The organism is Roseateles sp. GW821-FHT09G09, assembly GCF_059415965.1.
Map to the genome: position 1 here is coordinate 161,044 of NZ_JBWKOG010000007.1, position 20,484 is coordinate 181,527.

The 20,484-nt window shown below is 69.2% G+C and carries 14 protein-coding genes; 10 read left to right on the forward strand and 4 right to left on the reverse strand.

Features of this window, described 5'->3' with window-relative positions; genetic code table 11:
* Window positions 1-69: 69 nt before the first annotated feature.
* Entirely contained in the window at window positions 70-1,233 is a 1,164-nt protein-coding gene (gene lptG, locus AC07O8_RS19600) for an LPS export ABC transporter permease LptG (RefSeq protein ID WP_495049634.1), read from the reverse strand.
* Window positions 1,230-2,429, reverse strand: a complete 1,200-nt coding sequence (lptF, locus tag AC07O8_RS19605) for an LPS export ABC transporter permease LptF (RefSeq protein WP_495049635.1) — start codon at window positions 2,427-2,429, stop codon at window positions 1,230-1,232. Before lptF ends, lptG begins: the two co-directional genes overlap by 4 nt.
* 28 nt (window positions 2,430-2,457) lie before the next feature.
* Between lptF and AC07O8_RS19610 the strand changes: the two genes are divergently transcribed.
* The 9 genes from AC07O8_RS19610 to AC07O8_RS19650 all read left to right on the forward strand — a co-directional run bounded on the left by AC07O8_RS19610 (window position 2,458) and on the right by AC07O8_RS19650 (window position 16,561).
* The gene (locus tag AC07O8_RS19610) at window positions 2,458-3,918 is read left to right on the forward strand and encodes a leucyl aminopeptidase (RefSeq protein ID WP_495049636.1); all 1,461 of its coding nucleotides are present in this window, start codon (window positions 2,458-2,460) and stop codon (window positions 3,916-3,918) included.
* A 52-nt stretch (window positions 3,919-3,970) separates the two neighbouring features.
* Window positions 3,971-4,399: a DNA polymerase III subunit chi gene (locus tag AC07O8_RS19615; protein ID WP_297524149.1), complete on the forward strand. Its 429-nt coding sequence runs from the start codon at window positions 3,971-3,973 to the stop codon at window positions 4,397-4,399.
* 340 nt (window positions 4,400-4,739) lie between these two features.
* Complete coding sequence (locus AC07O8_RS19620) at window positions 4,740-5,882, forward strand: branched-chain amino acid ABC transporter substrate-binding protein (protein WP_495049637.1); 1,143 nt, start codon at window positions 4,740-4,742, stop codon at window positions 5,880-5,882.
* A gap of 528 nt (window positions 5,883-6,410) precedes the next feature.
* Complete coding sequence (locus AC07O8_RS19625; RefSeq protein ID WP_495049638.1) at window positions 6,411-7,787, forward strand: TIGR03013 family XrtA/PEP-CTERM system glycosyltransferase; 1,377 nt, start codon at window positions 6,411-6,413, stop codon at window positions 7,785-7,787.
* 83 nt (window positions 7,788-7,870) lie between these two features.
* Entirely contained in the window at window positions 7,871-10,009 is a 2,139-nt protein-coding gene (gene prsK, locus AC07O8_RS19630) for an XrtA/PEP-CTERM system histidine kinase PrsK (protein ID WP_495049639.1), read from the forward strand.
* Between the two features lie 73 nt (window positions 10,010-10,082).
* Entirely contained in the window at window positions 10,083-11,450 is a 1,368-nt protein-coding gene (prsR, locus tag AC07O8_RS19635) for a PEP-CTERM-box response regulator transcription factor (RefSeq protein WP_495049640.1), read from the forward strand.
* A gap of 24 nt (window positions 11,451-11,474) precedes the next feature.
* Window positions 11,475-14,378, forward strand: a complete 2,904-nt coding sequence (gene prsT / locus AC07O8_RS19640) for an XrtA/PEP-CTERM system TPR-repeat protein PrsT (RefSeq protein ID WP_495049641.1) — start codon at window positions 11,475-11,477, stop codon at window positions 14,376-14,378.
* A 75-nt stretch (window positions 14,379-14,453) separates the two neighbouring features.
* Window positions 14,454-15,758: a PilZ domain-containing protein gene (locus AC07O8_RS19645; RefSeq protein ID WP_495049642.1), complete on the forward strand. Its 1,305-nt coding sequence runs from the start codon at window positions 14,454-14,456 to the stop codon at window positions 15,756-15,758.
* The gene (locus tag AC07O8_RS19650) at window positions 15,755-16,561 is read left to right on the forward strand and encodes a S1 family peptidase (RefSeq protein WP_495049643.1); all 807 of its coding nucleotides are present in this window, start codon (window positions 15,755-15,757) and stop codon (window positions 16,559-16,561) included. The genes AC07O8_RS19645 and AC07O8_RS19650 overlap by 4 nt, the downstream gene beginning before the upstream one ends.
* A gap of 76 nt (window positions 16,562-16,637) precedes the next feature.
* Here the strand turns inward: AC07O8_RS19650 and AC07O8_RS19655 are convergent, their stop codons facing one another.
* On the reverse strand, window positions 16,638-18,083 hold the full coding sequence (locus tag AC07O8_RS19655; protein ID WP_495049644.1) for an MFS transporter: 1,446 nt from the start codon (window positions 18,081-18,083) through the stop codon (window positions 16,638-16,640).
* A 284-nt stretch (window positions 18,084-18,367) separates the two neighbouring features.
* Here AC07O8_RS19655 and AC07O8_RS19660 point away from each other — a divergent pair, with 284 nt between their 5' ends.
* Window positions 18,368-18,937: a Csu type fimbrial protein gene (locus tag AC07O8_RS19660; protein WP_495049645.1), complete on the forward strand. Its 570-nt coding sequence runs from the start codon at window positions 18,368-18,370 to the stop codon at window positions 18,935-18,937.
* 153 nt (window positions 18,938-19,090) lie between these two features.
* On the opposite strand, the gene AC07O8_RS19665 is transcribed toward AC07O8_RS19660, so the two are convergent.
* The gene (locus tag AC07O8_RS19665) at window positions 19,091-20,482 is read right to left on the reverse strand and encodes an L-serine ammonia-lyase (protein ID WP_495049646.1); all 1,392 of its coding nucleotides are present in this window, start codon (window positions 20,480-20,482) and stop codon (window positions 19,091-19,093) included.
* Window positions 20,483-20,484 lie beyond the last annotated feature (2 nt).

Consider the following 20,484-nt stretch of genomic DNA (forward strand, 5'->3'; position numbering starts at 1 on the left):
AGTCCTCCCTCAGGTGGAACCTCGGTGATCCGGACCGGTGGACGGTCGGGCAGGCGGCGTTCCCGCCGCTCATCGATACCGCACCAGCCAGTAGAACGCGCCCATCGAGATGCCCAGGTACAGCAGGCTGGGCGCCGAGGCCACGAGCCACGGCGTCCAGTCGCGCAGCAGGCCGAGGTGGCCGGTGATCGCGTTCAGCACCACGAAGCTGATGCCCAGCATGATGCCGCCGAAGACCTTCACGCTGATGCCGCCCGAGCGGAAGTGCAGGTAGGCGAACGGCAGCGCCAGCGCCACCATCACCATGCAGGCGAACGGATAGAAGGCCTTGCGCCAGAACTGGATCTCCGGCTGCGCCGACGACTGCTCCTGCGAGGACAGGTGGCGCGTGTAGCGGTAGAGCTCCAGCGTGGACATGTTCCAGGTCGGCTGCACCGCCGCGGCCACCACGCCGGACGGCAGCTGGCTCTGCCACTCGTACTTCGGCAGCAGGATCTCGCGCACTGCCGGGTTCTCGGCCAGCTTGTCCTGCGGCGCCGCCGGGTCCGCATGCTCGGGCGCGGCCAGGGCGGGCCGGTTCAGCGGCGTCGGCGTGCGCGACCACTGCATCAGCCGCACGTCGTTCATCAGCCAGCGGCCGGTCGGGTCGACGGTCGCGTCCTTCGCGGTCAGCCGCGTGGCCATCGCGCCCTTGCTGTCGAATTCGAAGACGAGCACGTCCTCCATCGTCCCGTTGGCGCGCGCCCGGCCGACGTGGACCGCGTAGCTGAAGTCGCCGATGCGGTCCTTCAGCCACGCGCCCTGCGCGTTCGTGACGCCGCCGTTGGCGCTGGACTTGAGCAGCTGCGCCTGGCGGTCGGCCCACGGGTTGACGAAATCCCCCACGACGAAGGCCAGCACGGCGAAGGCCAGCGCCATCACGCTCAGCAGGCCCAGCGCGCGCTGCGGCCCCAGGCCGCCGGTGCGCAGGATGGTGAACTCGCTGGACTGGGCCAGCCGCGCCATGCTGAAGATGGTGCCGATCAGCACCGCGATCGGCATCAGCTCGTAGAAGCGGCCCGGCAGCTTCAGCAGGCTGGACCACACCGCCAGCCCGATGCCCAGGCCCAGGCGCTGGAAGCGGTCCAGGTCGTCGATGAAGTCCAGGAAGAAGAACAGCGCCAGGAACCCGGCCATGACCAGGGTGAAGGAGCTCAGGATGTCGCGGTACAGCAGCCGCCGCACGGTTCTCATGTGGGCACTCCCGGCATGGAGGAGGACATCGACGCCGGTGCGATCACCATGCCGGCCGGGGGCGCGGCGAAGACCGTCTCGGCATAGGCCGGATTATCCGGCGGGGCCGGGATCACGCCGCTGCGCGGGGCACCCACGCGCGCGCCCTGTTCGCGCCAGAGCAGCAGCAGCAGCGTCACCAGGAAGGCGCCGCCGTGCAGCGCCATCAGCGCCGGGCCCAGCTTCATCTTGTTGCCCACCACCCAGGTCTGGGTCAGGTTGATCAGGTTGAAATAGACGATGAACGCCAGCAGCGCGAACAGCAGGTTCCAGTTGCTGGCGCGGCGCGGATTCGTCGCCGAGATGCCGATGCCCAGCAGCACCAGGTTGACGCAGCCCAGGATCATGCCGAAGCGCCAGGCCAGTTCGCCGTCGTTCTGCGGCGTGCGGTCGGTCAGCAGGTCCAGCGTCGGGCGCGCCTTGGGCGGACGCGTGCCGCCGGCGCGCATCACCTCGTCGTCCACGACGACCTGGTACTGCTGGAAACGCGCCACCGACTTGTCGCCGTTGCGCCGGTCGACGTCGTTGCGCTGGCCGTGGTCCAGCACCAGCACGCGCTGGTTGTCCTTGTATTGCAACGCGCCGTGCGCCGAGGTCGTGACCGACTCCAGATGCTCGGTGTTGTTCATGATGAAGACGTTGCGCGCGGCGGATTCATCGGCGGGATCGCGCTCGATGAAGAACACGCGCGAGCCGTCGTTGGAGGTCTGGAACTGGCCCGGCGCGACGCGGGAGAGGTCGCTGCGCTGCTCGAACTGCTCGCGCAGCTGGGCGCTGTTGTCGTTGCTCCAGGGCCAGACGATGGTCATCAGCACCGCCACGACGACCAGCACCGGCGAGGCCATCGTCAGCACCGGCCGCACGAAGCGCGTCAGGCCCAGGCCGCTGGCGAACCAGATGGTCATCTCCGATTCCTTGTACATGCGCCCCAGCGACATGACGACGGCGACGAACAGCGACAGGCTCAGCATTACCGGCAGTTGGGCGAGGGCCAGGTAACCCAGCGACAGCAGCACGTGCTGCGGGGCCACCGTCCCCTTGGCGGCCATGCCGAGCGAGCGCACCAGCAGCATCGTCACGACGATGGTCAGGATGACCACGAAGGCCAGTCCGAAACTGCGGGCCAGTTCCTTGCGTACGGTTGAATCGAATAACATCCGGGCACTTTATCTACTTCTCGGCATTATGGACTTCCGCTCTCAGCTCGTTTCCCTCGACGCCCTGTCGTCGCACGGCGCTGACGCCCTCGTGCTGGTCGTCGCGGGCGACAGCCTGCCGGCCTCGCTCGACAAGACCGTCGCCGCCCTGGTCAAGGATGCGGTCAAGCTCGGCGATTTCGAGCTGAAGGCGGGTCAGGTCTTGTCCCTGGTCCGTCCCGCCGGCCTGAAGGCCCCCAGACTGGTCGTCGCGGGCAGCGGCACGACGCTGAAGGCCGCCCGCGCCGCGCTGGGCGCCGCGCTGGGCCAGCTCAAGGGCAAGGGCGCCGCCGCCGCGTCGGTGGCCTACGCCGGTTTCGGCGCCGAGCTGACCGAGTCGCTGGCCGAGCAGACCGTGCTCGCCGCCGAGGACGCCACCTACGTCTACCGCGAGACCAAGCCGAGCGCGCCCGCCGCGTCCAAGCTGACGAGGATCGCCCTGCTGCACGGCAAGGACGACGCCAAGGCGGTCAAGGCCGGCCTGGCGCGCGGCCAGGCCATCGGCGCCGGCATCGCCGTCGCGCGCGAGTGCGCCAACCTGCCGCCCAACGTCGCCACGCCGGCCTACCTGGCCGACCAGACCAAGGCCCTGGCCAAGAGCCACGGCATCAAGGTCGAGGTCCTGGACCAGAAGGGCATCGAGAAGCTGGGCATGGGCTCCTTCCTGTCGGTGGCCAAGGGCTCCGACGTGCCGCCGCGCTTCATCGTCGCCAAGTACGAAGGCGCCGCCAAGACGCAGGCGCCCCTCGTGCTGGTCGGCAAGGGCATCACCTTCGACTCGGGCGGCATCTCGCTGAAGCCGGGCGCCGGCATGGACGAGATGAAGTTCGACATGGGCGGCGCCGCCTCGGTGCTGGGTGCGCTGCGCGCCGTGGTCGAGCTCAAGCCGAAGATCAACCTGGTCGTGCTGATCGCCGCCTGCGAGAACATGCCCAGCGGCCGCGCGGTCAAGCCGGGCGACGTGGTGACCTCGATGTCGGGCCAGACCATCGAGATCCTGAACACCGACGCCGAAGGCCGCCTGATCCTGTGCGACGCGCTGACCTACGCCGAGCGCTTCAAGCCCGCGGCCGTCGTCGACGTCGCGACGCTGACCGGCGCCTGCGTGATCGCGCTGGGCGGCGTGCGCTCCGGCATGTATGCCAGCGACGACGAACTGGCCGCCGCGCTGAGCGCCGCCGGCGAGACGGCGCTGGACCCGTGCTGGCGCCTGCCGCTGGACGACGACTACGCCGACGGCCTGAAGACCAACTTCGCCGACGTCGCCAACGTCGCCGGCCGCGAGGGCGGTTCCATCACCGCCGCGAAGTTCCTGCAGCGCTTCGCCTCCAAGTACCGCTGGGGCCACCTGGACATCGCCGGTACCGCCTGGAAGGGCGGCGGCGCCAAGGGCGCGACCGGCCGTCCGGTCGGCCTGCTGACGCACTTCGTGCTGTCGCAGGTCCGCTGAACGCCATCGGCGTTCCCGGGACTCTGAAGCTGAAGTCGGAAGGGCGGGTCCGGTGACGGAAGTCAACTTCTATACCGGCGTGCCCGACCGTCAGGTCTACGCCTGCCGCCTGCTGCGCAAGACGCAGGCGGCCGGGCTGACTGTCGGGGTCTGGGGGCCGATGCGGCTGCTGGAGCGGCTGGACCAGACGCTCTGGACCTTCGAGCCCGGCGAGTTCCTCCCCCACCTGCTGCTGCGTGCCGATTCGCCGGCGCCATTGCGGGAACGCACGCCGATCCTGCTGTCGGACCAGCTGGACGCGCTGGCCGGGTGCCAGGTCTTGCTCAATTTCGAGCCCGGCGTGCCGCCCGGCCTCGAGCGTTTCGAGCGCGTGCTGGAGCTGGTCTCCACCGACGCCGAGCAGGTCGCCGCGGGACGCGGACGATTCAAGGCGTACAAGGCGCTCGGCCTGACGCTGAATCACCACGTGATGTCGACCTGAGCCGACCGATTCCTGTCATTGCGTCGTTGGACGAAGGCCGCGCCAACAGGGTGCCGGTCCGCGCCGTCGTGGTGCCGCAAGGCCCATGGGCAGGGCATGAATCCCTCTCCTGATCGATCGGGTGGGCGGAAATCCGCACTCCGCGTGCGGCCTGTGTGCACGCTGTCGCACTCCTGCGAAAACCATCCGGGTTTGCCCCGGTGACAGGGGCGCGACAACGCTTGTGCCGTGACCGCGTTCACAGCATTTTCACTATGGAAACGCTTCCGTCTTTCGGGGTATGGTCGCTCGCGTTGAGAACTCAACGTCATTCCACATATCCCGAGTCGGAGGTTCCTAGATGCAATCCAAGCTGAATGTGATCGTGGGCGCAATCGCCATTGCCGCAAGCGGCGCCGCCCTGGCGCAGGATGCGGTGGTCAAGATCGGCCACGTGGGTCCCACCAGCGGCGCCATCGCGCACCTGGGCAAGGACAATGAACTGGGCGCCAAGATGGCCATCGACGAGCTGAACGCCAAGGGCGTGACGATCGGCGGCAAGAAGGTCAAGTTCGAACTGCTGGCCGAAGACGACGCCGGCGATCCGAAGCAGGGCACCGCGGCCGCCCAGAAGCTGGTCGACTCCAAGGTCAACGGCGTGATCGGCCACCTGAACTCGGGCACGACCATCCCCGCGTCCAAGATCTACAGCGACGCCGGCATCCCGCAGATCTCGCCGTCGGCGACCAACCCCAAGTACACCCGCAACGGCTACAAGACGGCGTTCCGCGTCGTGGCTGACGACGTGCACCTGGGCGGCACGCTGGGCAAGTACGCGGTGACCTCGCTGAAGGGCAAGTCCATCGCCGTGATCGACGACCGCACCGCCTATGGCCAGGGCGTCGCCGACGAGTTCGAGAAGGGCGTCAAGGCCGCGGGCGGCAAGGTCGTGGGTCGTGAATTCACCAACGACAAGGCCACGGACTTCACCGCCATCCTGACCTCCTTGAAGGGCAAGAAGCCCGACGTCGTCTTCTTCGGCGGCATGGACGCCGTCGCCGGCCCGATGCTGCGCCAGATGAAGCAACTCGGCATCGAAGCCAAGTTCATGGGCGGCGACGGCATCTGCACGGCCGAACTGCCCAAGCTGTCCGCCGGCACCCTCGCCGACAGCCAGGTCGTCTGCGCGGAAGCGGGCGGCGTGGAAGGCGAGTCGAAGAAGTCGCTGGACGCCTTCAAGGCCAAGTTCAAGGACAAGTACAAGGTCGAGGTCCAGATCTACGCCCCGTACGTCTATGACGCGGTCAACGTGATGGTCGACGCCATGGTCAAGGCCAAGTCCGCCGATCCGAAGGTCTACCTGCCGGTGCTGGCCAAGACGGCCGACTACAAGGGCGTGACCGGCACGATCGCGTTCGACGCCAAGGGCGACATCAAGAACGGCGCGCTGACCCTGTACACCTACAAGGGCGGCAACCGCGAGCAGCTCGCCGTCGTGCGCTGATCCACCGACCCGACGGACCTTTCCCCGGAAGGGTTCCGGAAGTCGCCAAGGTCACGCGGACCACAGAACGCCCACTCCGGTGGGCGTTTTTTTTCGTCCGTCGCACGGTCGTCCGCCCTTCACGCGTCCTCTCTGACAGGACGACGTCGGGACGACACCGGCCTGTCCCCTGATCGAGGGGTGCCCCCCTCACTCACGTGCATTCCCGCACGAGAGCCCCTCAAAGCATTCAGTCAGGGGGTTTGCACCTAACTGGGCCTACAGACAATGGCCCCCGTCAACGTGCCGCCGGGTCGATTCGGGGATCCAGCGGCGGTCGGCGAGACGGGTTCAACCGAGCGGGATTGCAAGGCGGACGCCCCTGCAAACAGGGGGCTTTCAAGCCTGGGGGTGGGAGGCATGATGCCCCCCGCAGCGAATGGGGCTTCCTCGGGCGGAAGCGGTGTTCGCGAAGAGCAGTCCTGAGAGGTTCACCCGGGTCGGCGACAGCATCCCAAGAGGATGCCGTGACCAGCTTTGGGGACGGGCATGATTCGAATTTTCAACCATTACCTTCATCGTCGTACCCTGGTTCAGGTGCTGTTCGACCTGGGCCTGATCGTGGCGGCGGTGTTCGCGGTCGCGTTGAGCCAGGGCAGCAACGAGCACATGGTGAGCTTCGCCGCGTCCTACGGCCTCTCCCTCGCCGGCGGCATGTTCGTCATCAACTCCGCGTCCGGCCTCTACTCCCAATCCCACAAGCGCTCGCTGACGCAGTCCTGCGCCCGCGCGCTCTTCGCGCTGCTGATTGGCCTGCCGCTGGCCTACGGCCTCTTCAGCCTGATCCCCGCCACCGTCTCCCACCGCGACCTGCTGACCACGACCGCCATGCTGGCCGTCGCGCTGGTCATGGTGCACCGCGTGTACGCCGCGCACTCGGGCGCCCAGGGCGCCGGCCGGACCAAGATCCTGATCTTCGGCAGCGGCCACGCCGCGCTGGCCGTCAGCGAGAGCCTGCGCGCCGCCGATCCGCACGCGCAGATCGTCGGTTTCCTGCCCGGCCCGAACGAGGTCGACCCGCAGGTGCCCGCGCACGAACTGCTGGCCGCCGAAAGCCTCACCGATGCCGCGATGCGCCTGGGCGTGGACGAGATCGTCGTCGCCTTGTCCGAGCGCCGCGGCGGCAGCATGCCGCTGCGCCAGCTGCTGGACTGCAAGCTCTACGGCATCCGCGTCGTGGACCTGGCCACCTACTTCGAGAAGACGCTGGCGCAGATCAAGATCAGCCACGTCCACGCCGGCTGGCTGATCTTCGGCGACGGCTTCAACCAGGGCGTGCTGCGCAGCGCCGTCAAGCGCGCCTTCGACCTGCTGTCCTCGCTGGTGCTACTGGTCGCGACCGCGCCGATCATGGCCGTCACCGCGCTGCTCATCAAGCTGGAGTCGCCCGGCGGGATCTTCTACACGCAGGAACGCGTCGGCCTGAACGGCGCGACCTTCAAGGTGATCAAGTTCCGCAGCATGCGCAACGACGCCGAGAAGGACGGCCGTCCCCAGTGGGCGACCAAGAACGACGCCCGCGTGACGCGCGTCGGCAACTTCATCCGCAAGGTCCGCATCGACGAGCTGCCGCAGCTCATCAACGTGCTGCGCGGCGAGATGAGCATGGTCGGCCCGCGTCCCGAGCGTCCGTTCTTCGTCGACGAACTGGTCGCGCAGATCCCGTATTACGCGGTGCGCCACAGCGTGAAGCCAGGCGTGACCGGCTGGGCGCAGGTCCGCTACGAATACGGATCGACGATCGAAGATTCGCTGGAGAAGCTCCAGTACGACCTGTACTACGTCAAGAACCACACGCTGTTCCTCGACCTGTTGATCATGCTCGAGACGGTGGCGGTGGTCCTGACGGGCCGGGGGGCGCGCTGAGCGCGACGGCGGAGCGTCCCGCTCCGGGCGTCGCGTTCCTGCGCCCGTGCCTGATCGCGGCGCACGCGCCGGGACCTTGATCCATGTGGGCCAACACCCTGAGCCTCGGCGCCGCGTCGGGGATCGTCGCGGTATTCGCGCATCTGGCCCTGGCGGTCGTGGTGCTGCCGCAGTTCGGCCAGCACCGGCGCCGGGCGCTGCGACTGCAGGCGGCGCTGCTGCTCACGGCCCTCTGGGCCGGCCTTGACGCCGCGTCGGAGCAGGGCTGGCTGGCCGGCCACCAGTGGCCCACGTTGGTACTGCTCCCCATCTGCGACGCGCTGCGCTACGGCGCCTGGTTCTCCTTCATCCTGGCGCTGATCGAATCGCGCGACGACGACGGCCGTGCGCGCAGCGCCGGCGTCGCGCGCCCGCTGCAGTGGCTGGCGTGGGCCGGCGTGGCCGCCGCGATCGCGTTGCCGTTGTGGCGCTACTGGGGCGACGCGCCGCTGGCCGCGATGCAGCGTCCGATGACGATGGCCTGGCTGGGCCTGGGCGTCTTCGGGCTGGTGCTGATCGAGCAGATGCTGCGCAACATCGACAGCGACGCGCGCTGGAACGCCAAGCCGGTCAGCCTCGGCCTGGGCGCGGTCTTCGCATTCGACGTGTTCGTGTTCTCGCAGGCCTCGCTGTTCGCGCAGTTCGACGGCGACGCCCTGAGCGTGCGCGCCGCCGTGCACACCCTGGCCGTGCCGCTGCTGTGGCTGGCCAGCCGCCGGCACAAGAAGTGGCTGGACAAGCTCCATGTCTCGCGCACCGCGGCCTTCCACTCCGCGACGCTGCTGATCGTCGGCGTGTATCTGCTCGGCGTGTCCGGCATCGGCTACTACGTGCGCTACACCGGCGGCGAATGGGGCCGCGCGCTGCAGCAGGTGCTGCTCGCGGTGGGCGTGCTGGCGCTCTTGACGATGGGGCTGTCGGGCTCGCTGCGCGCGAAGCTGCGCGTCTACATCAGCAAGCATTTCTTCAGCTACCGCTACGACTACCGGCAGGAATGGCTGCGCTTCACCGCGATGCTGTCGGCCAGCGCGTCGCCGACGGAGCTGGGCGAATCGGTGATCCGCGGACTGGCGCATCTGGTGGAGAGCCCCGCGGGCGCGCTCTGGCTGCGCCGCGCCCCGACGACCGTCGCCGGCGCGGAGTACCAGCAGGCCGCGCGCTGGAACCTCAATGACGACCGCCAGCCGCTGACCGCCGACGAGCCCTTGCTGCGCCTGCTGCAGGAACGCGCGTGGATCGTCGACCTCGACGAATGGCGCCGCGATCCGGCGGCCTATGAGCATGCGCCGCTGCCCGAGGCGATCGCCGGCGATGCGCGCCATTGGCTGCTGATCCCGCTGCTCAACGCCGGCACGCTGACGGGCTGGGTGATCCTGGGCCAGCCGCGCACGCGGCTGGAGCTGAACTGGGAAGTGCGCGACCTGCTGCGCACCGCGGCCCAGCAGGCGGCCAGCTACCTCGCGCAGATGCAGGCCGCGGAGGCGCTGCTGGAGGCGCGCAAGTTCGAGGCCTTCAACCGCATGTCGGCCTTCGTCGTGCACGACCTCAAGAACATCGTCACGCAGCTGTCGCTGATGATGAAGAACGCCAGGCGCCTGCGGGACAACCCCGAGTTCCAGCAGGACATGCTGGACACGGTGGACAACTCGCTGGAGAAGATGCGCCAGCTGATGCTGCAATTGCGCGAGGGCGACAAGCCGCACCACGGCAGCGCCGGCGGCGTCGCGCTGACGGCGATCGCGCGGCGGCTCGCCGCGGCGGCCGTGAGCAAGGGCCGCGCGCTGGAGCTGGAACTGCGCGACGAGGTCAGCGCGCGCGGTCATGAGGAGCGCATCGAGCGCGTGCTCGGCCACGTGGTGCAGAACGCGCTGGACGCGACGCCGATCGACGGCCGCGTGACGTTGCGATTGCAGCGCGTGGGCAGCCATGCGCAGGTGGAAGTGGAAGATACTGGCTGCGGCATGTCGCAGGAGTTCATCGATCAACGGCTGTTCAAGCCGTTCCAGACGACGAAGGCGGCGGGCATGGGCATCGGCGCCTACGAGAGCTACCAGTACCTGCAGGAACTCGGAGGAAAGATCAACGTGGAAAGCGCGCCTGGAAGAGGCACCAAGGTCACCATCCTGCTGCCATTGTTCTTTGCCCAGTCGGGCAGCGACGCCGGCCTGGTGGAGGCGCGATGAGTGCCGACGCACGGCCGCCCGAAGGCGGCACGCCCACCCTCCCGGAGGGTCCCGCGCAGCGGGGGGAGCTCCCATGAGTGCTCAGCCTCCCTCATTGCTGATCGTCGAGGACGACCTCGCGCTGCAGAAGCAGCTCAAGTGGTCCATGGACCGCTTCGAGTCCGTCACCGCCGACGACGTCGCCAGCGCCGTGCTGCAGTTCCGCCGGCACAAGCCGCCGGTCGTCACGATGGACCTCGGGCTGCCGCCCGATCAGGACTCGACGTCGGAAGGCTTCAGGCTGCTCGAGAAGCTGATCGAGCTCGAGCCCGGCACCAAGGTCATCGTGCTGACGGGACAGAACGACCAGGGCAACGCGCTGCGCGCGATCCGCATGGGCGCCTACGACTTCCTGGCCAAGCCGGTCGATCCGGACGTGCTGGTGCTGACCGTCGAGCGCGCGATGCGCCTGCACGAGCTGCAGCAGGAGAACCAGCGCCTGCTCACCCAGCAGGACGGCGAGCCCACCGGCAAGCTGATCACGCGCGACGCGCAGATGCAGCGCATCTGCCGCACCGTCGAGCGCGTCTCCGGCAGCGACGCCACCGTGCTGCTGCTTGGCGAAAGCGGCACCGGCAAGGAAGTGCTGGCGCAGTCGCTGCATGACGCGTCCAAGCGCAAGGGCCGCTTCGTCGCGATCAACTGCGCGGCGATCCCCGAGGCGCTGCTCGAGAGCGAGCTGTTCGGCTATGAGCGTGGCGCCTTCACCGGCGCGACCAAGACGACGGTCGGCAAGATCGAGACCGCGCATGGCGGCACCTTGATGCTGGACGAGATCGGCGACCTGCCGATGCCGCTGCAGGCCAAGCTGCTGCGCTTCCTGCAGGAACGCAGCATCGAACGTCTGGGCGGTCGCCAGGAGATCCCGGTCGACGTGCGCATCGTCGGCGCGACGCACCAGGACCTGAAGGCGAAGATCGCGCAGAACCTGTTCCGCGAAGACCTTTTCTATCGCCTGGCGGAGATCGTGGTCGACATCCCGCCGTTGCGCGACCGTGCCGGCGACGCGGTGCTGCTGAGCCACGCGTTCCTGCGTCGTTTCTCGTCGGAGCAGCGCCGCCCGATCCTGCGCCTGGCCGACGACGCGATCCGCGCCGTCGAGGCCCATCGCTGGCCCGGCAACGTGCGCGAACTGCAGAACGTCATGAAGCGCGCATCGATCATGGCCGACGGCGACCGCATCACGGCCGACGACCTCAACCTGCCGGTGCCGGCCGGCGGCGACACGCCGGTGGACGCCGCCGACCTCGACCTGCGCACGGTGCGCGAGCGCGCCGAGCGCCAGGCCGTCGTGGCCGCGCTGTCGCGCACCGACGGCAACATCGCCAAGGCCGCCGACCTGCTGGGGGTCAGCCGGCCGACTCTGTACGATCTGATGGCCCGCCTCGGCGTCAAGGCCTGAGCATTCTTTGGAAAGAGACGACGCATGTCCCGCAAGCCTGAGAACACCAAGATGACCGGATCCCTGCCTGCCGGCCTCGGCGTGGAGGACGCCGGCCACGCCCGTGGCGGCATGCCGCGCGACGGCCGTCGCACGCTGCGGCGCGGCGCCACCGCGCTGGCCGTGGGCTCGGCGCTGCTCCTGGCGGGCTGCTTCGGCGAGTCCGCGCAGGACCTCGTGAAGTCCGCCAAGGGCCATCTGGAGAAGCGGGACAACAAGGCGGCGATCATCCAGCTCAAGAACGCGCTGCAGAAGGACGAGACCCTGGCCGAGGCGCGTTTCCTGCTCGCCAAGGCGCTGCTGGACAGCGGCGACGTCGCCGGCGCGGCGATCGAGGCCGACAAGGCCAAGACGCAGGGCTTCGGCGGCGACGCGCTGGTCGCGCTGCAGGTGCGCCTGCTGCTGATGCAGGGCAAGGTCGACGAGCTGCTGGGTCGCTACGGCACCGCCCATCTGCAGAACGCCGCCGACGAGGCCGACCTGCAGACGACGCTGGTCGGCGCCTATGTCGCGAAGCAGAAGATGGCCGAGGCCCGCAGGGCCGCCGATGCGGCGCTGCGTGCGGCGCCCGAGAGCACGGCGGTGCGTCTGGTCAACGTCCGGCTCCTGACCAGCGAGGGCAAGTTGCCCGAGGCGCGGGCCGAGGTCGATCGCATCCTCGCCAAATCGCCGCAGTCTGCCGAGGCCTGGCAGCTCAAGGGCGAGCTGCAGGTGCTGGCGGAGGCCCCGTCGGCCGAATCGGTCGCGAGCTTCCGCAAGGCGCTGGAGATCGACAAGAAGCTAGTCGGCGCGCATGCCGGCCTGATCAACCAGCTCATGCGCAGCGGCGACAAGGCCGGCGCCAAGGAAGCCATCGCCGCGATGAAGGCGGCGGCGCCGCAGCATCCGCAGACCTATTACTACGGCGCGGTCTTCGCGATGGACTCCGGCCAGGTCAAGGAGGCGAACGACCTCACGCAGGCCTTGCTGAAGGCGGCACCGACCAACGAGCGCGCGCTCTTCCTCGCCGGTCGCGTGGCGCAGGCCAACGGCGACTTCCGCCAGGCCGAGGCGCAGTACGGCAAGATCATCCAGGCTTCCCCGGAGACGCAGCCCGCGCGCGTGGCCCTGGCCCAGCTGCAGCTGCGCGGCGGCGACGCCGAGCAGGCGATGACGACGCTGCAACCCGCGCTCGACGCGAAGGCGACCTCGTCCGAGGCGCTCGCGCTGGCGGCGGAGATCCGCCTCAAGCAAGGGCAGGGCGCCGACGCGGAACGCTTCCTGGCGCGCGCCGCCGAGGCCAATCCCAACGACGTGCGCAGCCGTGTCGGGCTGGCGCTCAACCAGATCCAGAAGGGCCAGGAAGCGGCCGGGCTGGCCGCGCTGCGCAAGCTGGCGGCCGAAGACAAGGGCACGACGGCCGACATCGCGTTGATCAGCGTCCTGGCGCGCAAGAAGGACAGCGAGGGCGCCGCGGAGGCGATCGCGGCGCTGGAGAAGAAGGATCCCAAGTCCGCGACGCCGTCCGAGCTGCGCGGCCGCCTGGCGCTGCTGCGCGGCGACCGCGCGGGTGCGCGGGCCGGCTTCGAGGAAGCGGTGAAGCGCGACCCGGGTTCGATGACCGCCGCCAACAGTCTCGCGGCGCTGGACCTTCAGGATCGCAAGGCCGATCAGGCCGTCAAGCGCTACGAGGTGGTGCTGAAGGCCGATCCGAAGAACCTGCGCGCCGAGATGGCCATCCTGGGCCTGAAACTGACCCATCAACTGATCGACAAGGAAGGCGCGGTCAAGCGCCTGGTCGAGCTGGCCAAGCAACATCCGGACGAGGCGGCGCCGCGTCAGGCGGCCGTCGGCCTGCTGATGGAGAAGAAGGACTTCAAGACCGCGCTGTCGCTGGCCCAGGACGGCGTGACGGCGAGCCCGGACAACCCGTCGCTCGTCGACCTGCTGGGGCAGGTGCAGGCCGCCAGCGGGGACCGGCAGCAGGCGATCAGCAGCTTCAACAAGGTCGCGACGTTGCAGCCGCGTTCGCCGCTGGGCCCGCTGCGGCTGGCGGATCTGCATGCCCAGGCGGGCGACAAGGCCGCGGCGACCGCGGCGCTCAAGCGCGCCCAAGCCATCGCGCCCGGCGACGGCGAACTGGCCCGCCAGGTGGTCGACAAGAGCCTGCAGCTGGGGCTGCTGGATCTGGCGCTGTCCACCGCCAAGGCCCTGCAGACGGCGCAGCCGAAATTCGGCCTGGGCTGGAAGCTCGAGGGCGACATCGCCCGCGTGCGCAAGGATCCGCCGGCCGCGGTCGCGGCCTATCGCAAGGCGGACCAACTGGCCGCGGAGGCCGGCGCGACGGTACCCAACACCGAACTCGCGATCGCGCTGCACAGCGCGCTGATCGAGGCCGGCAAGAAGGACGAGGCGGACCGCTGGGCCGCCGCCTACCTGGCGAAGTTCAAGTCCGACGAGCTGTTCATGTATCACCTCGGCGACGTGGCGTTGAATGCGGGCCGTTATCCTGAGGCCGAGCAGCGTTACCAGGCGGTGCTGACGGCCAATCCGGAGAACGCGGCGGCCGCCAACAACGTCGCCTGGCTGCGGTTGCGGGCCGGCAAGGCGGACGAGGGCTTGAAATTTGCCCAGCAAGCGAACAAGCTGCGTCCCAATGTGCCGCCGTACATGGACACGCTGGCCGAGGCGCTCGCCGCCAAGGGGCAGAACGCCAAGGCCATCGAGGTGCAGAAGGATGCCGTGAAGCAGGCGCCGACCATTCCCGCGTACCGCCTGCGCCTGGCGCAGCTGTACGTGGCCGGCGGCAACAAGGGCGAAGCCGAGGCGGAACTCAAGCGCCTGGCGGACCTGGGACCGAATTTCGAGCAACAAGCCGAGGTGCGCAAGCTGCAGGCCGCGATCCGTTGAGGCGCCCGACCCTGAGGTCGATCGCCGCGGGGACTGCGTGACGGCGGCACCACCGCGCCCGGGGAGGGGACGGTCATGAGCCAGATTCGAAGATCCAGCCTGCGCAAGCGGCTCCACCAGGGGCTGCGGCGCCTGTTCTCATCGCTGCCCAAGCCGATGCGCTTCGCGGTCTACCGCCGCATGGTGGACTGCGATCCCGCGCCCTCGGAGCGCCTGGAGCTGAAGGTCGCGGACACGCAGGAGGAACTCGACGCCTGCTTCCGCATCCTGCACGACGCCTACGTCGGCAGCGGCTTCATGAAACCCGACCCCAGCGGCCTGCGGGTGACGATCTATCACGCGCTGCCGACAACCACGACCTTGTGCGCCAAGTACGACGGCGTGGTGGTGGGCACGATCTCGATGGTGCGCGAGGGCGTCTTCGGCTTCCCGCTGCAGTCGGTCTTCGACCTCGAAGGCGTGCGCGCCAAGGGCGGTAAGGTCGCGGAGATCTCGGCGCTGGCGATCGCGCCGGCGTTCCGCAAGACCGGCGGCGCGATCCTGTTCCCGCTGATGAAGTTCATGCACCAGTACTGCACCGAGTACTTCGATACCCGGCACCTGGTGATCGCCGTGAACCCCGACAAGATCGAGCTGTACGAGGCGCTGCTGTCCTTCACGCGACTGCGCGAGCAGACGGTGGCCGAGTACGACTTCGCCAACGGCGCGCCCGCGGTCGGCGCGACGCTGGACCTGCACGAGGCCGACGCGCTGTTCGAACGCCGCTACCGCGGTCGCCGGCCGGAGAAGAACCTGCACCATTACTTCTTCCGCCACCGCCTGCCCAACATCCGGCTGCCGGAGCGCCGCTTCCACACGACCAACGACCCGGTCATGACGCCGGCGCTGCTGGACCACTTCTTCAACCGCGTCGTGCCGGTCTTCTCGACGATGGACGACCGCAAGAAGGCGCTGCTGTGGTCGGTGTACCGCGACGACGCCCAGTTCCGCGACGTGCTGCCGATGCTCAGCGGCGGCGGACAGGACCTGGGGCGGTCGTTGCGGCAATACCCGCGCTACTCGATCCGCTGCCCGGGCCACCTCGACATCCGCGCGGCCAACGACAGCCAGCTCGGTCACTTCGACCTGGACGTGATCGAGGTCTCGGCGCACGGCTTCCAGGCCGAGTGCGATCACGACCTGCCGTTGGACCAGGACGGCACGGTGGAGATCGAGCTCGGTCACAACGAGACCGCGCACGTGACCGCGCGCGCGGTGCGCCGCAAGGACACCGAGCAGGGGAGCTTCTACGGCTTCCGCATCGACGAACCCGACCGCCACTGGCGCAGCTTCGTCTCCACGCTGGAGATGGGCACCACGACGAAGGACCTGGCCGCATGAGTCAACGACGCGACTTGCTCCTGCTGGGCGGGGGCGCCGCGCTGGGCCTGGCCGGAACGCCGACGCCGGCGCGTGCGCAGGAGATGTCCAACACGCTGCCCGACCTGATCGATCGCAGCCGTCAAGCGGTCGTGGCGGTGGGGACCTTCGCGGCGACGGACAACCCGCGCTTCAGTTTCCGCGGCACCGGTTTCGCGGTGGGCGACGGCCGGCGCATCGTCACCTGTGCGCACGTGATCCCGAATCCGATCGAGAAGGACCTCATGATCACCGTGCCCGCGACGGGCAACGCGTCCGGGCAGCCGCAAATGCGGGCCGTGAAGCTGCTGCGCCGTGACACCGCCCGCGACCTGGCGATCCTGGAGCTGGCAGACGACAAGGGCGCATTGATCGAGGTGCTGCCGCTGGCCGAGGTCGACGGCGACCAGCCGGTCGTGCGCGAGGGCGCCGCGGTGGCGCTGATGGGTTATCCGATCGGCACGGCGCTGGGCGTGACGATGGCGACGCACCGCGGCACCGTGGCCGCGATCACGCGCGCGGCGCTGCCGGCGCCGACGTCGAACAGCCTCTCCGAACGCGCGGTGCGCCAGCTGCGCGAGGGCGCGATGGAATTCCTGCAGCTCGACGCGACCGCCTACCCGGGCAACAGCGGCGGACCGCTGCTGGACATCCGCACCGGCAAGGTGGTGGGCATCGTCAACATGGTGGTGCTCAAGGGCACCCGTGAGTCGGCGCTCAGCGCGCCGAGCGGCATCACCTACGCGGTGCCGGTGAAATACGTGTGGCCGCTGCTGGCGAAGTGATCGGGAACGGGGAGGCGGAAGGCATCGGGGAAGGCGCAAGGAGGGGCGCCAGGAGAGGCGCCGGCCCGGCGAGGCTTCATCCCGGATGCGCCACCGGCGCGGCCGCGCCGCCTTGCGGTGCCGGCTCGCGCAAGAGCAGCGCCAGCAAGCCGCCCGACGCCGCGAACGCCGCGCCGACCGCGAACGCCACGCGGTAGCCGCCCGCCAGCGCCGCCGGCATCGCCGCCCCCAGCGCGCCCAGTTCCGCGGTGCGCGCCGCCGCCAGGCTGGCCAGCACGGCCAGCCCCAGCGAGCCGCCCATCATGAAGGACGTGTTCACCACGCCCGAGGCCAGTCCGGACTCGCTGGGCGCGACCTCGCTCATCGCGGCCAGCAGCACCGGGTTGAACGCGACGCCCGCGCCCAGGCCCAGCAGCAGCATGCCCGGCAGCACGTCGATCCAGAAGCCGCCGTCCGCCGGGGCCCGCGCGAACAGCGCCAGGCCCAGCGCCGCTAGCAGCAACCCGCCGCACAAGGGCTTGCGCAGCCCCAGCTTCATCACCAGCTTCGCCGACAGGCCCACGGAGAACGCCGCCATGATCAGGTTGGCAGGCAGGAAGCCCAGGCCCACGTGCATCGCGTCGTAGCCCAGGACCAACTGCATGTAAAGCGCCGACAGGAAGAACCACGCGAACATCGCCGCCGCCCACAGCACGCCGATCACGTTGGACACCGCGACCGACCGCAGCCGGAACAGCGACAGCGGCATCAGCGGATGCGCGACCTTCGTCTCCAGCACGAGGAACGCGACCAGCAGCACGACCGCGATGCCGAGCAGCCCCAGCGTGCGCGCCGAGGTCCAGCCCGCCTCGTTGCCGTCCACCACCGCGTAGACCGCCAGCATCAGCGACAGCGTGACCGTCACGGCGCCGGCCCAGTCCAGCGTCTCGTCCGGCGCCGTCGGGCCGCCGCGTTCGATCAGCCACAGGCACAGGCCGATCACCAGCGCGCCGATCGGCAGGTTGACCAGGAAGATCCAGTGCCAGCTCAGCGCGCTGGTCAGCAGGCCGCCGAGCAGCACGCCGATGCTGCCGCCGCCCGCGCAGACGAAGCCGTAGACGCCCATGGCCTTGGCGCGTTCGCCGGGCTCGGTGAACATGGTCATGATCAGCGACAGCGAGATCGCCGACACCACCGCACCGCCCAGGCCCTGCACGGCGCGCGCCGCGATGAGCAGGGCCTGCGTGTGCGCCAGGCCGCAGGCCGCCGACGCGACCGTGAACAGTGCCAGCCCCGCCAGGAACATGCGCCGGTGGCCGTACAGGTCGCCCAGCCGGCCGCCCAGCAGCATGAAGCCGCCGAAGCTCAGCATGTAGGCGTTGACGACCCACACCAGCGAGGTCTCGGTGAAGTGCAGGTCGGCGCGGATCGACGGCAGCGCCACGTTCACGATGGTCGTGTCCAGCACGATCATCAGCACGCCCAGGCACAGCACGCCCAGCGCCAGCCAGCGGCGTCGTTTCGGATCAAGGTGGGATGTCATGGAATGAACCGGTTCGTGATCGATCGGAAGGTGTCTGTCTCCACGACGGGCGAGCCGCCGTGACATCGACACGGACGCGTTTGTAGCAGCGCGCGGGGGCGGGTCGCCAGTGCCATTGGCCTGACGCCGGCGTGTCCGGCCTCCCGTGCTGTCACCGGCTGTCAGCTGTCCGTCGATCGCCTACACGGCGAGCCGACATCGATGCACCGCGCGATGCGACATGCACGTCTGCCGCCGGAACGCACTGACGCGGAAGATTCGTTCCATCAACAGGGGGACACCACATGAGCACCACCAAGTACCTGAAAGCGATCCGCGCCGAGCGCAACAGCGGTTTCAAGTCCGCGCTGCTGCTGAGCAGCCTCGCCATCGGCGCCGGACTGATGTTCAGCGCGGTCCAGGAAGCACGCGGCGCCACGCCGGTGACCAACACCTTCCCGGTGACGGCCACGATCACGAGCTCCTGCACGGTGTCGGGTTCCAACCTGAACTTCGGTTCCGCGATCGACCCGCTGGTCGCCGGCACGCCGCTGGACGCCACGTCCACGCTGACCGTCACCTGCTCCAACACGACGCCGTACACGGTGGCGCTGAACGCCGGCGCGAACGCGGGCGGCGCGACCAACTTCACCAGCCGCACGATGAAGAGCGGCTCGGACACCCTGGGTTATCAGCTGTACCTGGACTCCGGCCGCAGCTCGGTCTGGGGCGACGGCACCGCCTCGTCCACCGCCAAGAACGGCACCGGCACGGGCTCCGCCCAGTCGCTGTCGGTCTACGGCCGGATCCCGTCGCTGGCCAGCGTCGTGCCGGGCAGCTACACCGACACCGTCACCGTGACGATCAGCTACTGAGGCTGATCCGACCCCGGTCCCGATCCTGCTTCATCGGACCGGCCGTTTGCTCGAGTGCTGACAGCTTTCGCCGCCTGACTCGCGATTGATTCCGGCCAGCAGTACCGCCGGGGCACGCGAATCGGCCTCCCCCTCTGACACGTCGGCGGCGTGTCAGCACTCGACAATGTTCACCGCGAGACCGCCCCGGGCGGTCTCCTTGTATTTGGTCATCATGTCGGCGCCGGTCTCGCGCATGGTCTTGATGACCTTGTCCAGGCTGACGTGGTGGGTGCCGTCGCCGCGCAGCGCCATCCGCGCCGCGTTGATGGCCTTCACCGACGCGATCGCGTTGCGCTCGATGCAGGGGATCTGCACCAGGCCGCCGACCGGATCGCAGGTCAGCCCCAGGTGATGCTCCATGCCGATCTCGGCCGCGTTCTCGGTCTGCGCGGGCGTCCCGCCCATCACCGCGCACAATGCGGCCGCGGCCATCGAGCAGGCCACGCCCACCTCGCCCTGGCAGCCGACTTCGGCGCCCGAGATCGACGCGTTCTCCTTGTAGAGGATGCCGATCGCCGCGGCCGTCAGCAGGAAGTCGACGATGCCGTCCTCGTTCGCGGAATGGACGAAGCGCGCGTAGTAGTGCAGCACCGCCGGCACGATGCCGGCCGCGCCGTTGGTCGGCGCCGTCACGACGCGGCCGCCGGCGGCGTTCTCCTCGTTGACCGCCAGCGCGTAGAGGTTGACCCAGTCCATCACCTGCAGCGGATCGCGCAGCGCGGCCTCGGGGTGGGCGATCAGGTCGCGGTGCAGGGCGGCCGCGCGGCGCTTCACCTTGAAGCCGCCCGGCAGGATGCCCTCGGTGCGGCAGCCGCGATGGACGCATTCCTGCATCACCTGCCAGATCTTCAGCAGGCCCGCGCGGGTCTCCTCGTCGGTGCGCCAGTGGCGCTCGTTGCGACGCATGATCTCGGCGATCGAGCAGCCTTCCTTCTCCGTCAGCTCGAGCAGTTCCGCGCCCGACTTGAAGGGGTAGGGCAGCACGGTGGTGTCCGGGGCGATCTGCTTCTGCTTGCTGCCGTCGGCCAGCACCTCCTCGCTGACGACGAAGCCGCCGCCCACCGAGTAGTACACGCGGTTCTGGATCTCGTTGCCGTCGGCGTCGTAGGCGATCAGCCGCATCCCGTTGGCGTGCAGCGGCAGGCTCTGACGGCGGTACATCACGAGGTCGCGGGCCTCGTCGAAGGCCACCACGTGGTCGCCGCCCAGGGCGATGCGCCTGTCGTTGCGGATGCCGTCGAGGAGGCCGGGAATCGACTCGATGTCGACGGTGTCGGGCTCGTGCCCGGCCAGGCCGAGCAGCACCGCCTTGTCGGAGCCGTGGCCCTTGCCGGTCGCGCCCAGCGAGCCGTAGAGCCCGGTGGCGACGCGCACGGTGCGCTCGAGCACGCCCTCATGCCGCAGGCGCTGCACGAACATGCGCGCGGCGCGCATCGGACCCACGGTATGCGAGCTCGACGGCCCGATGCCGATCTTGAAGAGGTCGAAGACGGAGACAGCCATGG

Coding starts and splice junctions, on each gene's coding strand:
- AC07O8_RS19655 (WP_495049644.1), bottom strand. CDS start 18,083: ATGACATCCCACCTTGATCCGAAACGACGCCGCTGGCTGGCGCTGGGC.
- AC07O8_RS19645 (WP_495049642.1), top strand. CDS start 14,454: ATGAGCCAGATTCGAAGATCCAGCCTGCGCAAGCGGCTCCACCAGGGG.
- AC07O8_RS19665 (WP_495049646.1), bottom strand. CDS start 20,482: ATGGCTGTCTCCGTCTTCGACCTCTTCAAGATCGGCATCGGGCCGTCG.
- AC07O8_RS19625 (WP_495049638.1), top strand. CDS start 6,411: ATGATTCGAATTTTCAACCATTACCTTCATCGTCGTACCCTGGTTCAG.
- prsT (WP_495049641.1), top strand. CDS start 11,475: ATGTCCCGCAAGCCTGAGAACACCAAGATGACCGGATCCCTGCCTGCC.
- prsR (WP_495049640.1), top strand. CDS start 10,083: ATGAGTGCTCAGCCTCCCTCATTGCTGATCGTCGAGGACGACCTCGCG.
- AC07O8_RS19650 (WP_495049643.1), top strand. CDS start 15,755: ATGAGTCAACGACGCGACTTGCTCCTGCTGGGCGGGGGCGCCGCGCTG.
- prsK (WP_495049639.1), top strand. CDS start 7,871: ATGTGGGCCAACACCCTGAGCCTCGGCGCCGCGTCGGGGATCGTCGCG.
- AC07O8_RS19660 (WP_495049645.1), top strand. CDS start 18,368: ATGAGCACCACCAAGTACCTGAAAGCGATCCGCGCCGAGCGCAACAGC.
- lptF (WP_495049635.1), bottom strand. CDS start 2,429: ATGTTATTCGATTCAACCGTACGCAAGGAACTGGCCCGCAGTTTCGGA.
- AC07O8_RS19620 (WP_495049637.1), top strand. CDS start 4,740: ATGCAATCCAAGCTGAATGTGATCGTGGGCGCAATCGCCATTGCCGCA.
- lptG (WP_495049634.1), bottom strand. CDS start 1,233: ATGAGAACCGTGCGGCGGCTGCTGTACCGCGACATCCTGAGCTCCTTC.
- AC07O8_RS19610 (WP_495049636.1), top strand. CDS start 2,458: ATGGACTTCCGCTCTCAGCTCGTTTCCCTCGACGCCCTGTCGTCGCAC.